Consider the following 15,489-nt stretch of genomic DNA (forward strand, 5'->3'; position numbering starts at 1 on the left):
GGCTGGGGGTGACTGGCTCCCCGCCGGGCGGGTGTTCGGGCGGGAGGCGGGCGTGTGGCGCGCCCCGTGGGGGCAGGGCGCGCCACGCCGGGTCAGGCGGTCGGCGGGGTGGGCTGGGTACGGCAGCGGGGGCAGAGGTCGATCAGGCGGCCGTCGTGGCGCCGACGGGTCCAGCCGGTCTCGCGGCCGTCGGCGCGCACCTGACGGGCAGTCCGGGACGCGTAGCTGGCGGCCACGGCGGCGCTGTCGGGGCAGTCATCGCGGCCGGTGGGCCCGTCGCAGGAGACCTCGACACCGGTCGGTCGGGCGGTCACTTCTGCTGCGCCCCGTCCTCGCCAGCGGCACCGGGGCAGATCCATGGGTAGAGCACGGTCTTGTCGATCTGCGGGCGGCAGACGGGGCAGTCCTCGGCGTCGCCCCCGGCGTGGGCGGGCTGCGCCCCGTCCTCGGCCTGCCCACCGGACCGGGCGGCGTCGGTCTCGGCGGCCAGGCGGCGAAGCCCGAGGATGACGTCATGGATCGCGGTGCAGTACCGGGGGTCGCTGTCCGGGTCCAGCGAGTCCCGGAGCACGCTTTCGAGGAAGTCGGCCCGCTCGCGAAGGACGGTGGCGCGGGCCTTCTCCAGCTCGGCGCGGAGGCCGTCGATCACCTGCTCCAGTCCCTGCCGCTTGTCGTACTCGTCGCAGGCGCGCCGGATCGCCTTCTCAGCCCGCTCGTCAGCCGCGCGGCAGGAGTCCAACAGCCGGGCGTGTTCACCGCAGTTGGTGTCCCAGGTGATGCGGTTCTCATAGTCGACCAGGCGGCCCTTCACGGAGGCCAGCTCGGCGCGCAGGTCCCGCTGCTCCTCGTCCGCCACGGCCAAGGCGGCGTCGGCTGCCTCTCGCCAGCCGGAGTCCGGGACTTCAGCGGCGAGGGCGTCCACCCAAAGGAAGCCGGGGTTCGCCTGCTCGTACAGCGCGGCCGCGTACCACTCGCGCCGCTCGGTGTCGGGCACGGGCTCGATCGGCGTGAGGCTCGCGCGCAGCTTCTCCAGGAGCCGCATCTTCTGCTGCCCGTCCGCCGGGCCGAGGTCCGACGGCCGGGTGTCGTAGTCGGCGCCGAGGAGTTGCGCGGGCGTGTAGCCGTTGCCCTGGATGCCGTCGCCCGTATGCCGGGGGGTCGGCTTGTTCGGGCATGCGGCGCTGTGGCGGGGCACGGGCAGCGAGCATGTGCCGCACTCGGGCCGGGTGTCGGGCTGCACCCCGGACGCGGCAAGGAACATGTGGTCGCCGATGACGTCCTTGCAGTACGCCTCGGGGTGCCCAGCGGGCCTGGCGCACGGGTGGTACGGGAGCGGCGTGCCGATCCCGATCGTCTTGCCGCACAGGAGCGGCGCGGTTTCGGCGGCAGGGTTCGTGGGCTCGGGCTGGTCGGGCATGTTGATCTCCTTCGGGGTTGGTTGGGATGCTGAGGCCAGGCCCGCCCCGGATTCGCCCCGGGGCGGGCCGCAGCGCGAGGTCACGGGGTGAGCCGGGCTGCGGCGATCTGCGCGAGCTTCGCGTCGAGCACCGCGGCCGGGTTGCCGGTCAGCGACGCGAGCGCCACCGCGGCGGTGACGATGACGTCGACCAGCTCGCCCTGCACATCGGCGATTGTGTGCGTGACGCCCTTGCGCGGGTTCTGGCCGACGACACCGATCCACGCCTGGGCGACCTCCCCGGACTCCTCGGTCAACTTGAGGATCCGGAGGGTGATCTCCTCCTGGGAGCGGCCGTTGTTGGCGTCGAGCCAGGCGACGAGGTCGCGGATCGTGGACCACTGGGCGGTGCTGAGCACGGGTTCTCCTTCGGGTTGGTGGGGCGGTTTCGGCGGCGACCGGTCTCAGGCTGCGGCGGTGCGTCGGGGGCGTCGGATGGCGGCTTCGAGGGCGGCCCGGTGTTGGGCGGCGTTCGGGTCGGGGCCGCAGGTTTCGGGCTTGCCGCCGCGGACGGATCGGAGGGTGCGGGCGCCGCCGAATGTCCCGTCGGGGATCGACTCGGCCAGGAGTGCGGCCAGTTGCTCGGTGCTCATGCCGCAGCCACCTCCGCCTCGGTGTGCCGGACGGCGTGCACGGCCCCGCCTTCGAGCTCGCGCCCGTCGCGGTGGCACGGGACACCGGGGGTGACCTGGCAGGCGGTGCAGCAGGCGGTGAGACGCGCCCACGCGTCCTTTCGCTGCTGGTGCACCGTCGCACCGGTCTTGCCAGACGACGGGATGCGGCACGGCTGGTGCGCGCGGGCCTTGCACCAGGGGCAGTTGGTGCCGCGGGCGGGGTGCTGGCCGGTACGCAAGCGGTGTCGGATCGTGTCGGGCATCGGGGCGGCAATGTGGCGGGCCATCAGTTCTCCTTCGCGATCTGGCAGGTGACACAGCCGCACGGCTGGTCGGAGTTGAGTTGCGTGTGGTCGTAGGTCATGAGTGCGGCCCGGTAGTCGTTGAGCGCCGCACCCCACGCTGCGGGCGGGTGGGCCTGGGGCCGCGGTTCGGGAGGGCTGGTGCCGGACGGCCAAGCACCCGGCCGGTAACCCGGCGGCTTCGGCGGCGGGGCCGCCACGGTGGGCATGCTCCGGCGTCGGAGGCCGGCCCGAAGCTGATCGCGCATGAACCGCTTCAGGTCCGCACCGCCGTTCTCCCGGCGCATCGCCGCAATGTCGTCCTGATCGAAGTCCGTCACGACGCGTCCTCAACGATCTCGACGTCCGCGATCTCCTGCTCCGCGGCAAGGCGGGCGAGGGTTCGGGCGGACGCCTCACGGATCCGCTGCTCCTCCACTGCGCGCTGCTCCACCGTCAACTGCGGTTCACCGGCCGCCTGTCGGGCACGGGCCGTGTGCGGCTTCGAGAGCGGCTTGCCAAGAGGGAACTTCGCCGTGGCCCGGCCGGACTTGCACGGGTGGCCTATCTCGGCGGCGCACACGGGGCACTCGACACCGAGCGGGCCGGAACGGCGCACCGCGTCCGCGAGGGATTCCCCGTCGGAGTCCGGGACGGTTCGGTTGCCCTCCCAGCCGTGCGCCTCCAGCTCGCGCATGAAGCTCTTGGACGGGCCGCCCTCAAGAGCCGGCCGGTCGGTGGGTGGTGCAATTCGTCCGGAAGCGATCGCCCGCACCTGTCCGCGGTACCGGGCCAGGTATGCGGCGGTGGTCTCGTCGGGCAGAGGCTCGTACTGAAAGTTCTCCAGCCGGGCGTTGCGGATCTTCGTACGGAGGGTCCGGACGTGGTGCGGCAGGATCCACAGCTTCGCGTCAGGGTCCTTCGGCGCGGTCGTGTAGTACGCGGCGACGGCGTTGCGGGCGTCGTTGTCAAGCGGGACGTCGTGGAGGGCTGCGGCCCAAGCTTTGGCGGCGGCCGTGGAGCCGTTGCGGTTGTCGAACGCGGCTGCGTGCATGAGCAGTTCGGCAGCCTCGGCAGAGTTCATGCGGAGTCTCCTTCCTGGCGGAGCTGTTCGGCGATGGCCGCCCAGCCGGCGACCTTGGCGTCGGTGCCGGCGAGGGTCTGGCCGGAGGGCAGGGCGATGACGTTGCTCGGGGAGGTGCGGCGCTTGGAGGCGTACTGCGCCGAGTCGCGGATCCACTTCTGCCAGGCGTCGTGCCAGTTGCGCTTCCGGCGGCCTTCGGCTCGGAAGTGGGAGATGAACTGCTGAGTCTCGAAGTCGGGGTCGAGCCCCGGGAACGTGGAGGCGACCCAGCGACGCATCGTGTCGTTCAGGTGGAAGTCGTCGGGGACGGTGGTGAGGCCGTCAAGCCCGGCGTGAGGCGTCGCACTGCCCGCACTTTCTCCACCTACATCAGCCAAGTCTTTGGGTCGGGTCGGGTCGGGTCGGGTCGGGGCAGCGTTAGTAACGCCGTTACGAAACGCGTTGACCTGCGACTCTTCGTCCTGAAGTGGACGTGTTCCGGTCGCCGTCGTGTCGCTGTCGTGTCGCGCTCGTGTCGCCGTCGTGTCGCTGTCGTGCGTTTTTCCGTTGCTCGTAACGCCGTTACTGCGACCGTTATTGGAGTCGTCCGGAGGCGGTATCGGTTTGCCGTTGCGGCGCTGCCGGAAGGCTTCCTGTCGGGCGGCGTTCTTCTTCCTCTCGGCCAGTACCTGATCGCGGGAGGGGTTGTAGTCGAGGTAGTCGTGGACCACCCAGCCGCCATCGACGCGGTCCCAGAGGCCGGCGTCTTCGAGCTGCTTGGCTGTGGCCTTGACGCCGCGCACGTGCGCCACGAGCGTCAGTTCGCGGTCGCTGACGTGTCCGTCCGTCAGGTTCTCGGCGCACCAGCAGATCGCGGAGACGTGCAGCCGGAAAGCGCGGTCGGACAACAGCGCGACCTTGCGGTGCGATGGAAAGCGGTCGTCCAGACGGACCCAGGGCATGAGCAACTTCTCTCGGCTGGCGGGTACGGATAGGTCTGCGGCGGGTTGGGCCCGGTCAGGTGGGGGCGCGGGGGTTCGTGATCAACGCTTCCGGTTTTTCGGTGGCGTTGGTACGCCGTTCATCTGCCACTTGACTGCCATTTCGCAGCCGGCCGGCGGTCACGCGGCCACCTGCCGGGCGTACTTGGCGGCGAAGGAGTTACCAATCGCCTCGGCGTATGACGGAGGAATCGCCTCGGCGATCTCCTTGCGGATGTCGGTCCAGTCGATCCCCATGGCCTGCTGCCACTGGGCGACCGTTCCCTTGCCACCCCCGTCGCCGTAGACGGCGAAGTACGGGCCGGTGAACCACTCGCCATGTCTCATGCCAGCGACCCGGCCGCGATGCTTGAGGTGGGCGGGCTGCGGCATCGTCCAGCCGCCGAGCTCGAAGTTGCGGTGGCGGATAACGGCGAGGCCGAACATCTCCCCGCACAGGGTGAGGTCGACACGCATCCGCTTCGAAGCCCGGCCGGGCGGCTGCTCGATCACGAACGGCCGACCGGTAGCCTCCAGCGCCTCTCTGGTCGGGTCGAGGAGATCCGGGTACTGGAACTTCCCGGCGTTGGTGCCCGCGGTGAGGGTGCAGTCGTGCTGGCACGGCGGCCCGGCGTGGATGAGGTCGTACTGGTGGCCGTGTTTGCGGATGTACTCGACGGCGTCGCCCTGGTGGAACTCGTCGCCGCAGTACCGGGGCTGGGGTGCGATGTCGACGCCGGTGACGTGGAAGCCGGCCCGCTGGTAGCCGCGGGTGCATCCTCCGACGCCGCAGAACGCGGCGAGGACGCGAAGCCCGTTAGGCGTGGGCGGTTGGAACTCGATCAAGGAGTCTCCCTTGTGGATCGAGGTGGTCATGGGTGCCGAGTGGGCGCACGGAACCAGACCCTTGGGGCCTCGGTGGTTCGTCCGCTTGACTTCGTAGCCATCATAGCTAAGAAAGCGGATTCGCGGTGTTGAGGTTCGTAGCGAATCCGCTACTGTTAGGCCATGACCACAGCCCCCACCGAGCACCGCGCAAAGATCGCCGAAGCTCGCAACGTCCTCGGCGAGGTCATCGCGCGCGCCCGATTCGGCGGGGAAGCGACGATCCTCGTCAACCGCGGCAAGGACGCGGCCGTCATCGTCGGACCAGAGTTCTACGAGCAGGCCAAGTCGGACGCCGCCGTCCTCCGGCAACTGCGGGCCTACGCCGACAAGAAGCAGGCAGCAGGTGACGCCAGCGGCCGACAAGTCGCGCGAGTTATCAGCGAGTCCCTGGAAATTGCCGAGCGCGACGCTCGGTCGTCCGACTGACATCCCCTTCTCCTTCCTGCCCCGCTGTGCGGGGCCTTTGTCGTGCGCTCAGGCGGCGGCGTAGGTGGGTTCGTCGAGGCCCTGAGTGGTGAGGTCGTGGATGTACTTCTCGCTGACCCCCATGCGCCGGGCGATGGTCGCGGCGGATTCGCCGAGGGTGAGCAGGTGGCGGATTTCCGCTCGGCGCAACGTGTCGCGACCGTTCTTGGGAGGCGGCTGGTAGGGCCCGCCGTCGTCGGGCTGGCAGGCCGGGTCGTCGATGGCCTCCCATGCCATGGGGCCGTGCCAACCCAGCCGGGCGGCCCTGTTGCGGGCGTGAATGGATGTTCCGGGGCGCCAGCGGAGCTGCTGGTAGGCCGCGGTCATGCCGTTGGCGACGGAGAGGAGCACGGTCGCCGGCGGGTTCTTGAGCATCAGCCCGAGCCCGTTCTTCGCCATGGGGATGCGGGGGGCGATGTCGTAGACGGGGTGACCGATGGCGTGGAGCGCCCGCCCGCGGCGGACCGTGCCGGTGGAGTCGACGGTCGCCAGGTTGGGCGTGACGCCCTTGGGGCGCAGGTTCAGGTAGATGAGGGCCAGTGCGGGGCTGATGGTGCGCTGCTGACGGAGCCGCAGTTTGGAGATTTCTCCGTCGCAGCGGCTGACCAGGGCTGCGATCTGCCGGTGGCTGTAGCCCTGGTCGGCGAGGCTGTCGAGGTGTGCCGCGACAGGTGCGGCGTCGACGCGGATGGGCTGGTGAAGGGTGGCCAGTTGGTACTGCTTGCAGTACCGCCGATGCGCGGCGGAGCACAGGTTGCAGCGGCAGCCGCGGAGGTAGTAGCGGCGTTCCCCATGCTGGGGCGCGGTTCGGGTCTTGGTGTTCACGTCCGCTCCTTCCGGGTGCGGTCGATGCGCCGGGCGCCGGTGACGCCCAGCCAGGCGAGGGCGAGGCAGATCAGGAACGGGATGGTGGCGACGACCGCGGCGAGCACGACGGCGAACCACACGCCGGCCGCGGCGAGGGCCGCGGTGAGCGGGCTCATGCCGCCCTCCGTCCGCTGGCGTAGGGGGCGAGGATGTACTCGCCGATCTGCTTGTTGTGTGTGGGCCCGGACGTGGAGCGGACCTTGCGGATCTCGACGATCGGCGCCGGCCGCCGGTTGATCAGCGACAGGAAGACGAGTCCTGCGGTGCCGTGTGCCATCTCGGGCAGCAGGTCGCGGAACGTGTTCATGGAGAACGGGCGACCGTTCTCCCCGAAGATCTGTATGGCCTGCTCGATGAGCGCCCTGTCCCATTCGGAGACGGAGGCGATGAACGCTTCGAGCTCGGCGCCGATCCGGAGCTTCTCGGCGGGGGTGGCGGTGTGCGTCACGGCTTGTCCTTTCGGTCTGCTTTCCTGGTGGGGGGCCGGCCCCGATTCCCGCGGGGGCGGCCTCTGATGTGCGGGCTACGCGGGCGGTTGCGCGGTCTCGGGCCACCCGCCCGCCGGTTCAAGCTCGGCGTCGACAGGTCCGTCGTCGTCGGGGTCCATCTCGTTCAGCGCGGCAGCGGCGGGCCCCAGAGGGGGCGCGGGTGTATCGGTCCGCTCGATCACGGCGTTGCGCTTCTCGGCCGAGGTGGGCACCCATTTACCGAGACGCCGGGCCGCGGTCTTCAGCCACATGGATTCCTCGTCGGTGCGCCACGGCGAGTAGTCGCTGTCGACGCCGTCGGACTTGGCCTTGGCGCGGGCGATGTGCGTGCCGTTGAGGACGACGACCTTGGATGTGGCGCCGCCTTGCATGACGGCGTAGGCGTAGGTGCCGACGAGGTCGCCGCGGTCACCGAACCAGTCGACCTTGTGGACGGGCCGCTCGTGCAGGCCGGGCACGTAGTTGAACTGGTCGTTGGCGCGGACGACTTCGACGACGACGGAGGACGCGGCGCCCGCGTTGTAAATCAGTTCGACGATGCCCTGGTAGCCGACGATGCCCTGAACCTCGGGCCGGCCCTTGCGCTTGATGGGGCGGAGGTAGAACTGCTCCGTGCCGGGCTCAAGGCCGAGGCGTGCGGCGGTCATGAGGGCGCTCATCAGGCTGCCGGGATTGCTCTGTGCCGCGGCGGCGAGCTTCGGGTCCTGACGGAGTACGCCCACGGCGAGGCGGGCGAAGGTGTCGACCTTGACGTGGCTGGCGGCGACGAGGGCGAGCTCGGGCTTGTACTGCTCGATGACGGATGCGGGCCCTTCGTCGCGGGTGGCTATGGCGTTGCTGATTTGGCTCATGCGGCGGTGTCCTTGCTGGTGTAGGGGCTGATCGAGTGGGTCTGGCCGTCGCGGACGGTGCGGTAGGCGATGCGGCGCCCGCAGGCGACGGCGCGCTTGCCGTTGCCGATGTGGTCGAGGAGCACGCCCTTGGCGGCGGTGAGTTCGGTCTTCACGACCGCCATCTGCTGCTGCGCGATCTCGTACCGGGCGGCGTCCTCAATGGGGATTTCGACGTCGCGGTCTTCGAGCCCGTCGGGCTGGACGCGGATCGTCTGGTAGGTGGCGTCGGCCCCGTCGATGGGCGGGCGCTGCCCGTTGCGGACGGTGTCGAGGAACTTCTCGGCGGCGTCGCGCATGGTCTTGGCGTCGGCCTCGTCGTAGGGCACGACGTACTCGCGGTAGTCCCATCCGCCGATCAAGACGGCTAGGTGGGCGGGCTCGGTCAGGCCGAGCGTGTCCTGCTGCCAGGTGATCTGGCAGCGGTAGTGGATGGGGAACTCGTCGGAGCCGGACGGGCCCCAGCCGTCGCCGAACGGGGACGTCTTGACCTCGCCGATACGGATCGGCTTCCCGTCGCTGGCGCCGTTCTCCCGGTGTGCGAGGAGCCGGTCGGGGGTGGCGCGCTGCCACTCACGTTCGGTGTGCCGCCAGGTGCCAGTCTTCCGGGCGAGGTACTCGGGGTGCTCGTCCTCGAACTTGGCCGCCACGGCGGGCTCCAGCCGGGTCCCCCACTCGATTGGCGCCGACATCTCGAACGGCGGGGTCTTGAGTCCGGACTTTTTGTGCCAGAGCGAGAACGGCGACATCCACGGCGACAGGCCCATGACTGCGGCGATCTCGGTGGCGGTGATGGTGAGGCCGGCGCGCGCCTCGTCCCACTCGGGGGTGCCGGGCGTGAAGGTGCCGAGCAGGATGCCGGTCGGCGTCTGGGTGGCGGCCATCAGAAGGGCCACGCTTCCTGTGCGGGCTTGCACCAGAGCGGGATGCGGAGGCTGCGGTACGGGTCCCAGCAGGGGCAGGGCGCGAGGTCGGGCTCTTCGCCGTACAGGCCGACGCCCGGCCCGCGTGCGATGTCGCCGTTTCCCTTGCACTGCTGGCACTTGGGGTCGGGCTGCTTCTGGATATGGATGGCGCGCTGGTGGTACTCCACCTGCCAACGGCCGAGTCGGATGTTCACGGCGTGCCTTTCGTTGGGGCCCGCCGCCCGGTGGGGTCGGGCGGCGGGTGCGGCGCGCAGGGGGTCGCGCCGCGGGAGGGTGGTCAGATGGCGTCCAGCAGGGCGTGGAAGCCGTCGTGGTCCGCCTTGGCGGCGTCGTTCCAGCAGTCGATGCAGAGGAACGTGGCGGGCTCCTCGTAGCCGATCTCGTTCCACGGCTTGTCCTGCGGCTGGAAGCGGATCAGGCGGTGCGGCTGGGCGCAGTCGGGGCAGGTGCCGTCGTGGGCGCTGCCGACGATGAGGGCTTCGGCCTGGCGCTGGAGTTCGGCCTGTACCTCGTTCCACGTCGTGCCGCACAACGAGCAGTCGCCGGGGCGTCCGAGCGAGCCGAGCGGGGGCTGGATCGGGAAGCGGTGCTTGCAGAGAGAAACGGTCACCGGGGTGCCCTTCTGGGATGCTGGTGGTGGATGCCCGCCGACTTGTCCTCGGCGGGTTTCTTCGTGTGGCCCGCCGTCGCGCCGGTTTGGGCACGGCGCGACGGCGGTGTCAGGCGGCGTGGGGGCGCAGCACGCCGCGCAGGGTGGGGAGGGCGGTCATGAGGCGACCTCCGGGAGCGGCACATCCTTGACTCGGCGGCCGAGCGCGGTGTGGTTACAGCGGCCGGTCAGGCACGGCTTGGCGCGGCGGTCCCAGTCGGCGCCGTTCACCAACTGGTGCTGCCAGCCAGCCGCAGCCTCCTTACGTCGGTCGGCGACGCGGGGCGTGAACTCCTTGTGCGCGTCTTCGGCGAGCGGCCCGACGTACTCCTCGTGGACTGATCCATGAACGCAGCCGTCGGGGGCGATGCGAATCCAGAAGCCCTTCACCGTGCACCCCCGGCGAGGTCGTCGCTGAGTTCCATGTATCCGGCGGCGATGTCGGCCCGCAGGTTCGGGTCGGTGATCCAGTCGGGGATGCGGGGCCCGGTCAGCCCGAGGGCGTGGACGATGCCGGTGGCGGCGGCACCGGTGATAACCGGGGGCGCCTCGGCAAGGAGTTCGCCAGCGACCGCCGCGTTCGTGGACAGGTAGGGCGTCATGCCGCCACCGCCGGTCGCTGGTAGCGGACGATGACGGGCCGTCGCACACCGTCCTCGCGGTCGACCTGTGCGGCCACGTCCGGCTCGTCGTCCTCGGTGAGCCCGTCGTGGTCAAGGGTCCACAGGACGCGGCGGAGCTCGGCCCTGAGCGTCTCGTGGGAGCTGATAACGGCCAGCCGGTTGTCCAGGTCCACGGTCTCGGCGGCGGTTGCCGCTGTGCGGGCGTGGGATATGGCGTCGGTGAGGAGCGGGGAGGCGGTCACGCTGCCACCGCCTGACCGACGCCGTAGACGGGCGTGGCGGCGATCTCACGGCGGTACCGATAGCGGAGGCTCGGCGCCCGCATGTCCCGCCACTTGATCGGGCCGTGGCACTTCCGCAGCGGGTTGTGGTACCACTCGCGCTTCATCGCCTGAGCGCCGCAGTCGGGGCACTGGATGTGCGGCCCAAACGGGGAGGTGCCGAGGGTGTCGCGGCGCTGCCACCGGTCGACACGGCGGAACTCGATGCTGCCGTCGATCGCCTGCTCGCCGTCCAGGCTCGGGTAGTCGCCCCCGTCGGCCCAGTACTTCAGGGCTTCGTCCTCGGTGGCTCCGGGGGCCTTGATGACGTAGACGCTGGTGACCTCGACGACGATGGGCCACTGGACCTCGTCCAGGCCCCAGGTGCGCCGCTCGCGGGCGCCCGCTTCGATGAGGTCGGCGATGTCCGGGTCGGGCTCGGCCACCTCGACGCGCGGGAACCTCTCGCCGAAGTAGTCGTGCGACCCCGGGTGCCCGAGCTTCAACTGGCAGTCGCGGGACGAGTAGCCCTCGCCGTCCCTGTACAGCGGTTCGTCGCAGTTCACGATGCACTCCAGTTGGCGGCGAGTTGGGCGAAGCGGGTGTCGGCGTCGAGGTCGAGTGCGTGCCGGTCCGGGTCGTCCAGCGGCAGGGATTCGCGGATGCGGGCCAGGTCGGCGAGGACGTCGGCCAGCGGCACGTCCAGGCGCTCAATGGGGGGCGTCGGGGTCGTCATCGGGTGCCGCCTGTCTCGGCCTGGATGACAGGGAGCACGGACGTGCGGAACCATGCGGAAGCCTCGAAGCCGCCGGATGCAAGATCGATGAGACGCGAGTAGCCGGTGTGGACCTCACCGGTGAACTCGTTCATCCACTCCCAGCGAACGCGGCGCTCGTCCAGCCACTGGCCGAGTTTCGCGATGTACTCGGCGTGCAGATCGCCACAGCCGTAGCCGCGCTCGTCGCGGTAGCCGTAGGCGGTGTCGAAGGAGACGGTCAGCCAGCAGGCGCGGCGGTGGCGCTCGCCGTCGCAAGGCCCCCACTCCTCGACGTAGTCACCGCTCTCGGGGAGGTTGCAGTCCATGTCGTGCTCGGCTGCCTGCTCCGGCGTGCGCAGCGGCTCGTCGGGCCGGTAGTAGAGCATCAGCCAGGCGGGCAGCCCCTGTCCCGGGTTGTTGCTGATCGTCCACGGGTTGCCTGGCTCAACGAAGGACTCACCCTCGCGCCAGGTCGTGTCCTGCCTGTCGCTGAAGGCGTGGCGGTCCGCGGCGCCGAGCAGGTCCCGGCAGAAGCGGAAGACCTCGTGCGGCTCGACCTTGCCCAGGACGAAGATGCGAGTGTCGAGGGTCATCGCGCACCGCCGATCGGGTTGCCGGTGGCGCGGTGCTCGATCGCCTTCGCCAACTCGGCACGGACCCGGTCCAGCTCGGCCAGGAGCAGTGCCATGTCGATCAGCGTCTGCTTGATCAGCCGGTACTCGGAGAGCGGCCAGGACGCGAGTGCCGAGACATCCACAGCCTCGTCGCGGCGGTCGCGGATCTCCTGCTCGCGCTCCGGCGTCAGGCCGCTGGGGTTGGTGTCATCCGGGGTGGCGGGTACGGGGCGGGCGCTCATGACGCACCGCCCTCGGTGAGAGTCGGCACGGTCGCAACCCAGTACTGGGTCCACGAGAAGCGGCCACGGCCGCCACGGCGGCTCATCAGGCGCAGGCCGTTGTGGTGCTCGTCCCAGCGGTACTCGGCCGGGCTGCCGTACTGGGAGGCGCGCGTGATCGCCTCCACCTGGAGGACCTTGGGCGACGAAGCCACGGCGAGCGCGAACTCGCCGATCAGGAGGACGAACGAATCGGGGTGGGATGATGTGGACACGGTCCACGCTCCTGTTCTAAGCGTTCGGTGGGTTTGGATCGGAGGCCCCGGCTGCCGGTCTCGACACCGGCGGTTGGGGCCGCATGCCGCACTAGGCGGCGTTGCGCTCGGCGGGGAAGCCGGCGGCCTCCCACTCGAACCAGGCGCGGACGGCGTCGAGCTCGAACCGGCGGAAGCGGCCGATGTACTCGACGGGGAAGGCGTTCGGGTGGCCGGTCGGGTAACGCTCGATGCGGTTGTCGATGGTCCACTTACCGACGCCGAGCTTCTCCATGAGTTGCTTCTGGTTCAGAAGCTGGACAGTGGCGGTGCTGGGGGACACAGTGTTTCTCCATTCTCTCGTAGACGTAGATCACGAGACCTGGGTGGATGGGGGATCGGGGTGGTCGCCGAACAGTTCCTCGATGGGGGAGTCGAGGCCGGCGGCCATGAGCTCGGTAGTGCGGGTGCTGGCGGATTCCCGGCCGCTCGCACCGTCGGAGGCGTAGAACCCGATGAGCGCCTGCGAGAGGCCGCGGCCGTCGGGGTCGATCTCCTTGGTGCGTGCCGCGAGTCGGGGGATGGAGAGTCCGGCTCGCCTGATTGCGTCGCGGATCGGCTGTCCGCCGTTGCGTCGGTACATGCGCTCCCCTTGAGGCGTTCAGGTTCTGGCCGCTCGGGCTGTGGGGCGCTGTGCGGTATCTCTGTTCTACCGTAGACGTAGAACCCGGTCAAGCCCGGTCACGCCTGTTGTTGCCTGGAGGTCTTCGTGGCCCTGGGTGTATGTCCCGTTAGCGGTTCGTAACTGGTTTCGGTCACAGTTCTACGTTGCGCTTGCCTATGTAGAAGGCTGGCCACATGCTTCTACACGTGGCGAATGACAGCAGGCGTGAGCGCGAGTCCCTGTCCGCGCTCTTGGAGCGCGTGATCGACCAGCACGGCCTGACCCAGAAGGGTCTGGCCGATGTCTCTGGGGTGCCCCTCGCCACGCTGAACGCGTGGATCTCGGGGCGTAGGTCCCCCCGCAACTCGGCTGACTCCAAAGAGCAGCTGCGGTCCCTTGCCCAGCATCTCCCGGGGGTCACCGTCGCGCAACTGTTCGAATCAATCGGACAGCAAGTGCCTGGTGAGGTGTCGCCCGAAGCGGAAGCGCGAACGCTGGCGCTCTACCGCAACCTCTCCGGAGGCCGCCGGCGGGTTGTTGACCAGCTCGTCGAGACGCTCGCCTCGGAGGAGCGCACCACCTCCTGATCCGGTGAAAATCATGGGCATCTTGTACAACCTTCTGCCGTTACGGTTCTGTTACGGGTAGCTCTTGGTACGCATGGTGCTTCCGTCCGTGTGCGCGGCTACGCTCGGTTCTCCGCTGCCTCCACCCAGCGCGCCAACTGAATTGATACAGCTGTGCGTCACAGGGGGAAGCCATGTGCGTAGTCGTCGAACCGACACAAGACCACCGGACCTTCTGGTGCAGGCAGGAGGTTGCGATACACGTGCCCGACGACCTGAGCCGCGTTCAGATGCTGGTCGTCACACGGGGGATGCTCGAGGAGCTCGGCGCGGATCAGCCGGCAGAGTCCACAATGGAAGCGCGCTGTTTCTGCGGCAAGCCGCTCACGATATGGGACATGCCACAGGGGCGGACCGTCCCCCGGCAGCGCGTCCATGGAGTGAGGGAGGTGCATCGTGGCGCGTAAGGCCCTGAACAACCCCCGGCAGATCCGGGCGAAATCCTGTGGATGCTCGCTGTGTGTAGCCAAGTTCCGGCCGGATGAGAAGCCCACCCGCAAGGACTGCACCGGCAGCTGGCAGGCCCGCTACCGGGATCCGGGCGGGAAGCAGTGCCACCAGAACTTCGCCACCAAGAAGGAGGCGGAGAGTTTCCTCATCGAGGCCAAGTCCGCGATGGCGCGCGGCGCCTACCTGGATCCGGCGAAGTCTCAGATCACCCTGGCCAAGTGGCACGGCATGTGGTGGCCCAATCAGCGCGGCGCCCTCAACACACTCACCCGCGACGAGCGCATGTGGCGCCTGCACGTCGAGCCGGTGTTCGGTACCTGGCCTCTGGCGAGCATCTCGTGGCTGGACGTTGACCGCTGGGTGAAGAAGATCCATGGCCCACTGGCCGCCTCATCCATCCCGGCCGCGTTTCAGATCCTCGACCGCCTGCTGACAGCGGCAGTCCTCGATAAGCGGATTCTGACCAACCCGTGCGATTCGATCAAACTGCCGAAGGTGCGGAAGAAGCACCCGCAGGACCGCAAGCCGCCCACCTATGCGCAACTGGACCTTATTCGCGAACACCTGCCGGTCCATCATCACGCGCTGACGATCGTGGCGCAGGAGACCGGCCTCCGCTGGGGCGAGCTCGTCGGGCTGCGCAGGTGTCATGTCGATCTGGACGGTGCGCGGCTGCATGTTCACGAGGTCTTGGAGGATGCCCGAGGGCACCTCGGGCGCAAGGAGTACCCGAAGTCGGATGCCGGCCTGCGCACGGTGCCGCTGACGCCGCTGGCCGTGGAGACGCTGCGGGGGCACCTGGAGAAGTTCCCCGCGGCAGCCACGCGCTCGAAGGTCCAGGACGGGCTCTGCGCGAAAGAGCTGGTTTTCAAGGGTCCCCGCTCCGCGGTGATGCGGCAGGCGAACTTCCGCACGACGTGGGTGAAGGCGGTGGAGCGTGCCGGCGTCGCTCGTATTACTAAGGACGTGGTGACAGGGCGGAACGAGTACTGGCCGCAGTTCCACAAGATCCGGCACGCCTACGCCTCGCGGCTGCATGCGCTCGGGGTGCCGGAGGTGGTGGTGCAGGAGATCCTGGGCCACGAGCGGGGTGGCGAGGTAACGTGGATCTACACGCACGCGGCGGCCGACACGGCGGGCCAAGTGCTGGCGGCGCTGGTCGGTGAGGGTGTCCCACTGGGGGCAGAGTCCACCCGGAGTCCACATCCTCACCCTGTCGGGCCAGGTTCCACCGGGTTGGACCGGGTCGGAAATCCCAGGCGAGAAAGGGTCCTGACCCCCTGAAAAGGATAGACATACCGGCCCTTGATCCCTTCGAGCGACCACTTGCCGCGAGGCGAGCATGGCGGGTCGGTGCCGCTTTTTCTTCTTAGTGTTCACGGACATTCTCCGGAATACGTCTTCACAGGAGCGGGGGGGGGGGGGGACAAGGCACCGGGCCCCCCCCCCGGGG

29 protein-coding genes are annotated in these 15,489 nt (G+C 69.3%); 3 read left to right on the top strand and 26 right to left on the bottom strand.

The annotated features are described in order from the left end of the window. Nucleotides 1–92: 92 nt before the first annotated feature. From ACFWU9_RS08330 to ACFWU9_RS08370, 9 genes are all read right to left on the bottom strand, one after another. Nucleotides 93–314, bottom strand: coding sequence for a hypothetical protein (locus ACFWU9_RS08330; RefSeq protein ID WP_384315610.1), 222 nt, complete (start codon nt 312–314; stop codon nt 93–95). Next, nucleotides 311–1,417, bottom strand: a complete 1,107-nt coding sequence (locus ACFWU9_RS08335) for a hypothetical protein (protein ID WP_384315611.1) — start codon at nt 1,415–1,417, stop codon at nt 311–313. Before ACFWU9_RS08335 ends, ACFWU9_RS08330 begins: the two co-directional genes overlap by 4 nt. Nucleotides 1,418–1,497: 80 nt before the next feature. Then, the gene (locus ACFWU9_RS08340) at nt 1,498–1,815 is read right to left on the bottom strand and encodes a MazG-like family protein (protein ID WP_384315612.1); all 318 of its coding nucleotides are present in this window, start codon (nt 1,813–1,815) and stop codon (nt 1,498–1,500) included. Between the two features lie 45 nt (nt 1,816–1,860). After that, on the bottom strand, nt 1,861–2,049 hold the full coding sequence (locus ACFWU9_RS08345) for a hypothetical protein (RefSeq protein ID WP_384315614.1): 189 nt from the start codon (nt 2,047–2,049) through the stop codon (nt 1,861–1,863). After that, nucleotides 2,046–2,357 carry a hypothetical protein gene (locus ACFWU9_RS08350; protein WP_384315616.1) on the bottom strand — a complete coding sequence of 104 codons (312 nt, stop codon included), beginning with the start codon at nt 2,355–2,357 and terminating at the stop codon, nt 2,046–2,048. Before ACFWU9_RS08350 ends, ACFWU9_RS08345 begins: the two co-directional genes overlap by 4 nt. Further along, nucleotides 2,357–2,692 carry a hypothetical protein gene (locus tag ACFWU9_RS08355; RefSeq protein ID WP_384315618.1) on the bottom strand — a complete coding sequence of 112 codons (336 nt, stop codon included), beginning with the start codon at nt 2,690–2,692 and terminating at the stop codon, nt 2,357–2,359. Before ACFWU9_RS08355 ends, ACFWU9_RS08350 begins: the two co-directional genes overlap by 1 nt. After that, on the bottom strand, nt 2,689–3,435 hold the full coding sequence (locus tag ACFWU9_RS08360) for a hypothetical protein (RefSeq protein ID WP_384315620.1): 747 nt from the start codon (nt 3,433–3,435) through the stop codon (nt 2,689–2,691). The genes ACFWU9_RS08355 and ACFWU9_RS08360 overlap by 4 nt, the downstream gene beginning before the upstream one ends. Then, a complete protein-coding gene (locus ACFWU9_RS08365) occupies nt 3,432–4,376 on the bottom strand; it encodes a hypothetical protein (RefSeq protein WP_384315622.1) in 945 nt (314 codons plus the stop codon). Before ACFWU9_RS08365 ends, ACFWU9_RS08360 begins: the two co-directional genes overlap by 4 nt. A 159-nt stretch (nt 4,377–4,535) precedes the next feature. Continuing rightward, a complete protein-coding gene (locus ACFWU9_RS08370) occupies nt 4,536–5,270 on the bottom strand; it encodes a DNA methylase (protein ID WP_384315624.1) in 735 nt (244 codons plus the stop codon). Between the two features lie 132 nt (nt 5,271–5,402). Between ACFWU9_RS08370 and ACFWU9_RS08375 the strand changes: the two genes are divergently transcribed. Further along, nucleotides 5,403–5,708, top strand: a complete 306-nt coding sequence (locus tag ACFWU9_RS08375; protein ID WP_384315626.1) for a type II toxin-antitoxin system prevent-host-death family antitoxin — start codon at nt 5,403–5,405, stop codon at nt 5,706–5,708. Nucleotides 5,709–5,756: 48 nt separating this feature from the next. Here ACFWU9_RS08375 and ACFWU9_RS08380 read toward each other — a convergent pair whose 3' ends face one another. The 17 genes from ACFWU9_RS08380 to ACFWU9_RS08460 all read right to left on the bottom strand — a co-directional run bounded on the left by ACFWU9_RS08380 (nt 5,757) and on the right by ACFWU9_RS08460 (nt 12,939). Further along, the gene (locus ACFWU9_RS08380) at nt 5,757–6,572 is read right to left on the bottom strand and encodes a hypothetical protein (protein ID WP_384315628.1); all 816 of its coding nucleotides are present in this window, start codon (nt 6,570–6,572) and stop codon (nt 5,757–5,759) included. After that, nucleotides 6,569–6,730 carry a hypothetical protein gene (locus ACFWU9_RS08385; RefSeq protein ID WP_384315630.1) on the bottom strand — a complete coding sequence of 54 codons (162 nt, stop codon included), beginning with the start codon at nt 6,728–6,730 and terminating at the stop codon, nt 6,569–6,571. The genes ACFWU9_RS08380 and ACFWU9_RS08385 overlap by 4 nt, the downstream gene beginning before the upstream one ends. After that, nucleotides 6,727–7,062 (bottom strand): hypothetical protein, encoded by a 336-nt coding sequence (locus ACFWU9_RS08390; protein ID WP_384315632.1) that lies wholly within the window; start codon nt 7,060–7,062, stop codon nt 6,727–6,729. The genes ACFWU9_RS08385 and ACFWU9_RS08390 overlap by 4 nt, the downstream gene beginning before the upstream one ends. Before the next feature lie 75 nt (nt 7,063–7,137). Beyond that, nucleotides 7,138–7,953 (bottom strand): recombinase RecT, encoded by an 816-nt coding sequence (locus ACFWU9_RS08395; RefSeq protein ID WP_384315634.1) that lies wholly within the window; start codon nt 7,951–7,953, stop codon nt 7,138–7,140. Continuing rightward, nucleotides 7,950–8,876: a YqaJ viral recombinase family protein gene (locus tag ACFWU9_RS08400; RefSeq protein WP_384315636.1), complete on the bottom strand. Its 927-nt coding sequence runs from the start codon at nt 8,874–8,876 to the stop codon at nt 7,950–7,952. Before ACFWU9_RS08400 ends, ACFWU9_RS08395 begins: the two co-directional genes overlap by 4 nt. Further along, nucleotides 8,876–9,112, bottom strand: a complete 237-nt coding sequence (locus tag ACFWU9_RS08405) for a hypothetical protein (RefSeq protein ID WP_384315638.1) — start codon at nt 9,110–9,112, stop codon at nt 8,876–8,878. The genes ACFWU9_RS08400 and ACFWU9_RS08405 overlap by 1 nt, the downstream gene beginning before the upstream one ends. A gap of 83 nt (nt 9,113–9,195) precedes the next feature. Beyond that, on the bottom strand, nt 9,196–9,528 hold the full coding sequence (locus tag ACFWU9_RS08410) for a hypothetical protein (protein WP_384315640.1): 333 nt from the start codon (nt 9,526–9,528) through the stop codon (nt 9,196–9,198). Between the two features lie 156 nt (nt 9,529–9,684). Further along, nucleotides 9,685–9,957, bottom strand: a complete 273-nt coding sequence (locus ACFWU9_RS08415; protein ID WP_384315642.1) for a hypothetical protein — start codon at nt 9,955–9,957, stop codon at nt 9,685–9,687. Then, a complete protein-coding gene (locus tag ACFWU9_RS08420) occupies nt 9,954–10,169 on the bottom strand; it encodes a hypothetical protein (RefSeq protein WP_384315644.1) in 216 nt (71 codons plus the stop codon). Before ACFWU9_RS08420 ends, ACFWU9_RS08415 begins: the two co-directional genes overlap by 4 nt. Next, a complete protein-coding gene (locus tag ACFWU9_RS08425) occupies nt 10,166–10,432 on the bottom strand; it encodes a hypothetical protein (protein ID WP_384315646.1) in 267 nt (88 codons plus the stop codon). Before ACFWU9_RS08425 ends, ACFWU9_RS08420 begins: the two co-directional genes overlap by 4 nt. Beyond that, on the bottom strand, nt 10,429–11,016 hold the full coding sequence (locus tag ACFWU9_RS08430; RefSeq protein ID WP_384315648.1) for a hypothetical protein: 588 nt from the start codon (nt 11,014–11,016) through the stop codon (nt 10,429–10,431). The genes ACFWU9_RS08425 and ACFWU9_RS08430 overlap by 4 nt, the downstream gene beginning before the upstream one ends. Further along, nucleotides 11,013–11,186 (bottom strand): hypothetical protein, encoded by a 174-nt coding sequence (locus tag ACFWU9_RS08435; RefSeq protein ID WP_384315650.1) that lies wholly within the window; start codon nt 11,184–11,186, stop codon nt 11,013–11,015. The genes ACFWU9_RS08430 and ACFWU9_RS08435 overlap by 4 nt, the downstream gene beginning before the upstream one ends. Continuing rightward, the gene (locus ACFWU9_RS08440) at nt 11,183–11,800 is read right to left on the bottom strand and encodes a hypothetical protein (RefSeq protein ID WP_384315652.1); all 618 of its coding nucleotides are present in this window, start codon (nt 11,798–11,800) and stop codon (nt 11,183–11,185) included. The genes ACFWU9_RS08435 and ACFWU9_RS08440 overlap by 4 nt, the downstream gene beginning before the upstream one ends. Further along, entirely contained in the window at nt 11,797–12,063 is a 267-nt protein-coding gene (locus tag ACFWU9_RS08445) for a hypothetical protein (RefSeq protein WP_384315654.1), read from the bottom strand. The genes ACFWU9_RS08440 and ACFWU9_RS08445 overlap by 4 nt, the downstream gene beginning before the upstream one ends. Beyond that, nucleotides 12,060–12,317, bottom strand: coding sequence for a hypothetical protein (locus ACFWU9_RS08450; protein WP_384315655.1), 258 nt, complete (start codon nt 12,315–12,317; stop codon nt 12,060–12,062). The genes ACFWU9_RS08445 and ACFWU9_RS08450 overlap by 4 nt, the downstream gene beginning before the upstream one ends. A gap of 91 nt (nt 12,318–12,408) precedes the next feature. Further along, nucleotides 12,409–12,639, bottom strand: a complete 231-nt coding sequence (locus tag ACFWU9_RS08455; RefSeq protein WP_384315657.1) for a hypothetical protein — start codon at nt 12,637–12,639, stop codon at nt 12,409–12,411. Nucleotides 12,640–12,669: 30 nt separating this feature from the next. Beyond that, entirely contained in the window at nt 12,670–12,939 is a 270-nt protein-coding gene (locus tag ACFWU9_RS08460) for an XRE family transcriptional regulator (RefSeq protein ID WP_384315659.1), read from the bottom strand. Nucleotides 12,940–13,166: 227 nt separating this feature from the next. Between ACFWU9_RS08460 and ACFWU9_RS08465 the strand changes: the two genes are divergently transcribed. Together ACFWU9_RS08465 and ACFWU9_RS08470 are read left to right on the top strand one after the other, a co-directional pair. Next, a complete protein-coding gene (locus ACFWU9_RS08465) occupies nt 13,167–13,547 on the top strand; it encodes a helix-turn-helix transcriptional regulator (RefSeq protein WP_384315661.1) in 381 nt (126 codons plus the stop codon). Between the two features lie 435 nt (nt 13,548–13,982). Then, complete coding sequence (locus ACFWU9_RS08470) at nt 13,983–15,320, top strand: tyrosine-type recombinase/integrase (protein WP_384315663.1); 1,338 nt, start codon at nt 13,983–13,985, stop codon at nt 15,318–15,320. Nucleotides 15,321–15,489 lie beyond the last annotated feature (169 nt).

This window comes from Streptomyces sp. NPDC058653, assembly GCF_042716895.1.
In the GTDB taxonomy this organism is placed as follows: Bacteria; Actinomycetota; Actinomycetes; order Streptomycetales; family Streptomycetaceae; genus Streptomyces.

Bases quoted from the DNA above. Each gene is read 5' to 3' on its own strand.
- ACFWU9_RS08335 (WP_384315611.1), bottom strand. From the start codon at position 1,417: ATGCCCGACCAGCCCGAGCCCACGAACCCTGCCGCCGAAACCGCGCCG.
- ACFWU9_RS08345 (WP_384315614.1), bottom strand. From the start codon at position 2,049: ATGAGCACCGAGCAACTGGCCGCACTCCTGGCCGAGTCGATCCCCGAC.
- ACFWU9_RS08350 (WP_384315616.1), bottom strand. From the start codon at position 2,357: ATGGCCCGCCACATTGCCGCCCCGATGCCCGACACGATCCGACACCGC.
- ACFWU9_RS08360 (WP_384315620.1), bottom strand. From the start codon at position 3,435: ATGAACTCTGCCGAGGCTGCCGAACTGCTCATGCACGCAGCCGCGTTC.
- ACFWU9_RS08365 (WP_384315622.1), bottom strand. From the start codon at position 4,376: ATGCCCTGGGTCCGTCTGGACGACCGCTTTCCATCGCACCGCAAGGTC.
- ACFWU9_RS08370 (WP_384315624.1), bottom strand. From the start codon at position 5,270: ATGACCACCTCGATCCACAAGGGAGACTCCTTGATCGAGTTCCAACCG.
- ACFWU9_RS08375 (WP_384315626.1), top strand. From the start codon at position 5,403: ATGACCACAGCCCCCACCGAGCACCGCGCAAAGATCGCCGAAGCTCGC.
- ACFWU9_RS08385 (WP_384315630.1), bottom strand. From the start codon at position 6,730: ATGAGCCCGCTCACCGCGGCCCTCGCCGCGGCCGGCGTGTGGTTCGCC.
- ACFWU9_RS08395 (WP_384315634.1), bottom strand. From the start codon at position 7,953: ATGAGCCAAATCAGCAACGCCATAGCCACCCGCGACGAAGGGCCCGCA.
- ACFWU9_RS08400 (WP_384315636.1), bottom strand. From the start codon at position 8,876: ATGGCCGCCACCCAGACGCCGACCGGCATCCTGCTCGGCACCTTCACG.
- ACFWU9_RS08420 (WP_384315644.1), bottom strand. From the start codon at position 10,169: ATGACGCCCTACCTGTCCACGAACGCGGCGGTCGCTGGCGAACTCCTT.
- ACFWU9_RS08435 (WP_384315650.1), bottom strand. From the start codon at position 11,186: ATGACGACCCCGACGCCCCCCATTGAGCGCCTGGACGTGCCGCTGGCC.
- ACFWU9_RS08440 (WP_384315652.1), bottom strand. From the start codon at position 11,800: ATGACCCTCGACACTCGCATCTTCGTCCTGGGCAAGGTCGAGCCGCAC.
- ACFWU9_RS08445 (WP_384315654.1), bottom strand. From the start codon at position 12,063: ATGAGCGCCCGCCCCGTACCCGCCACCCCGGATGACACCAACCCCAGC.
- ACFWU9_RS08460 (WP_384315659.1), bottom strand. From the start codon at position 12,939: ATGTACCGACGCAACGGCGGACAGCCGATCCGCGACGCAATCAGGCGA.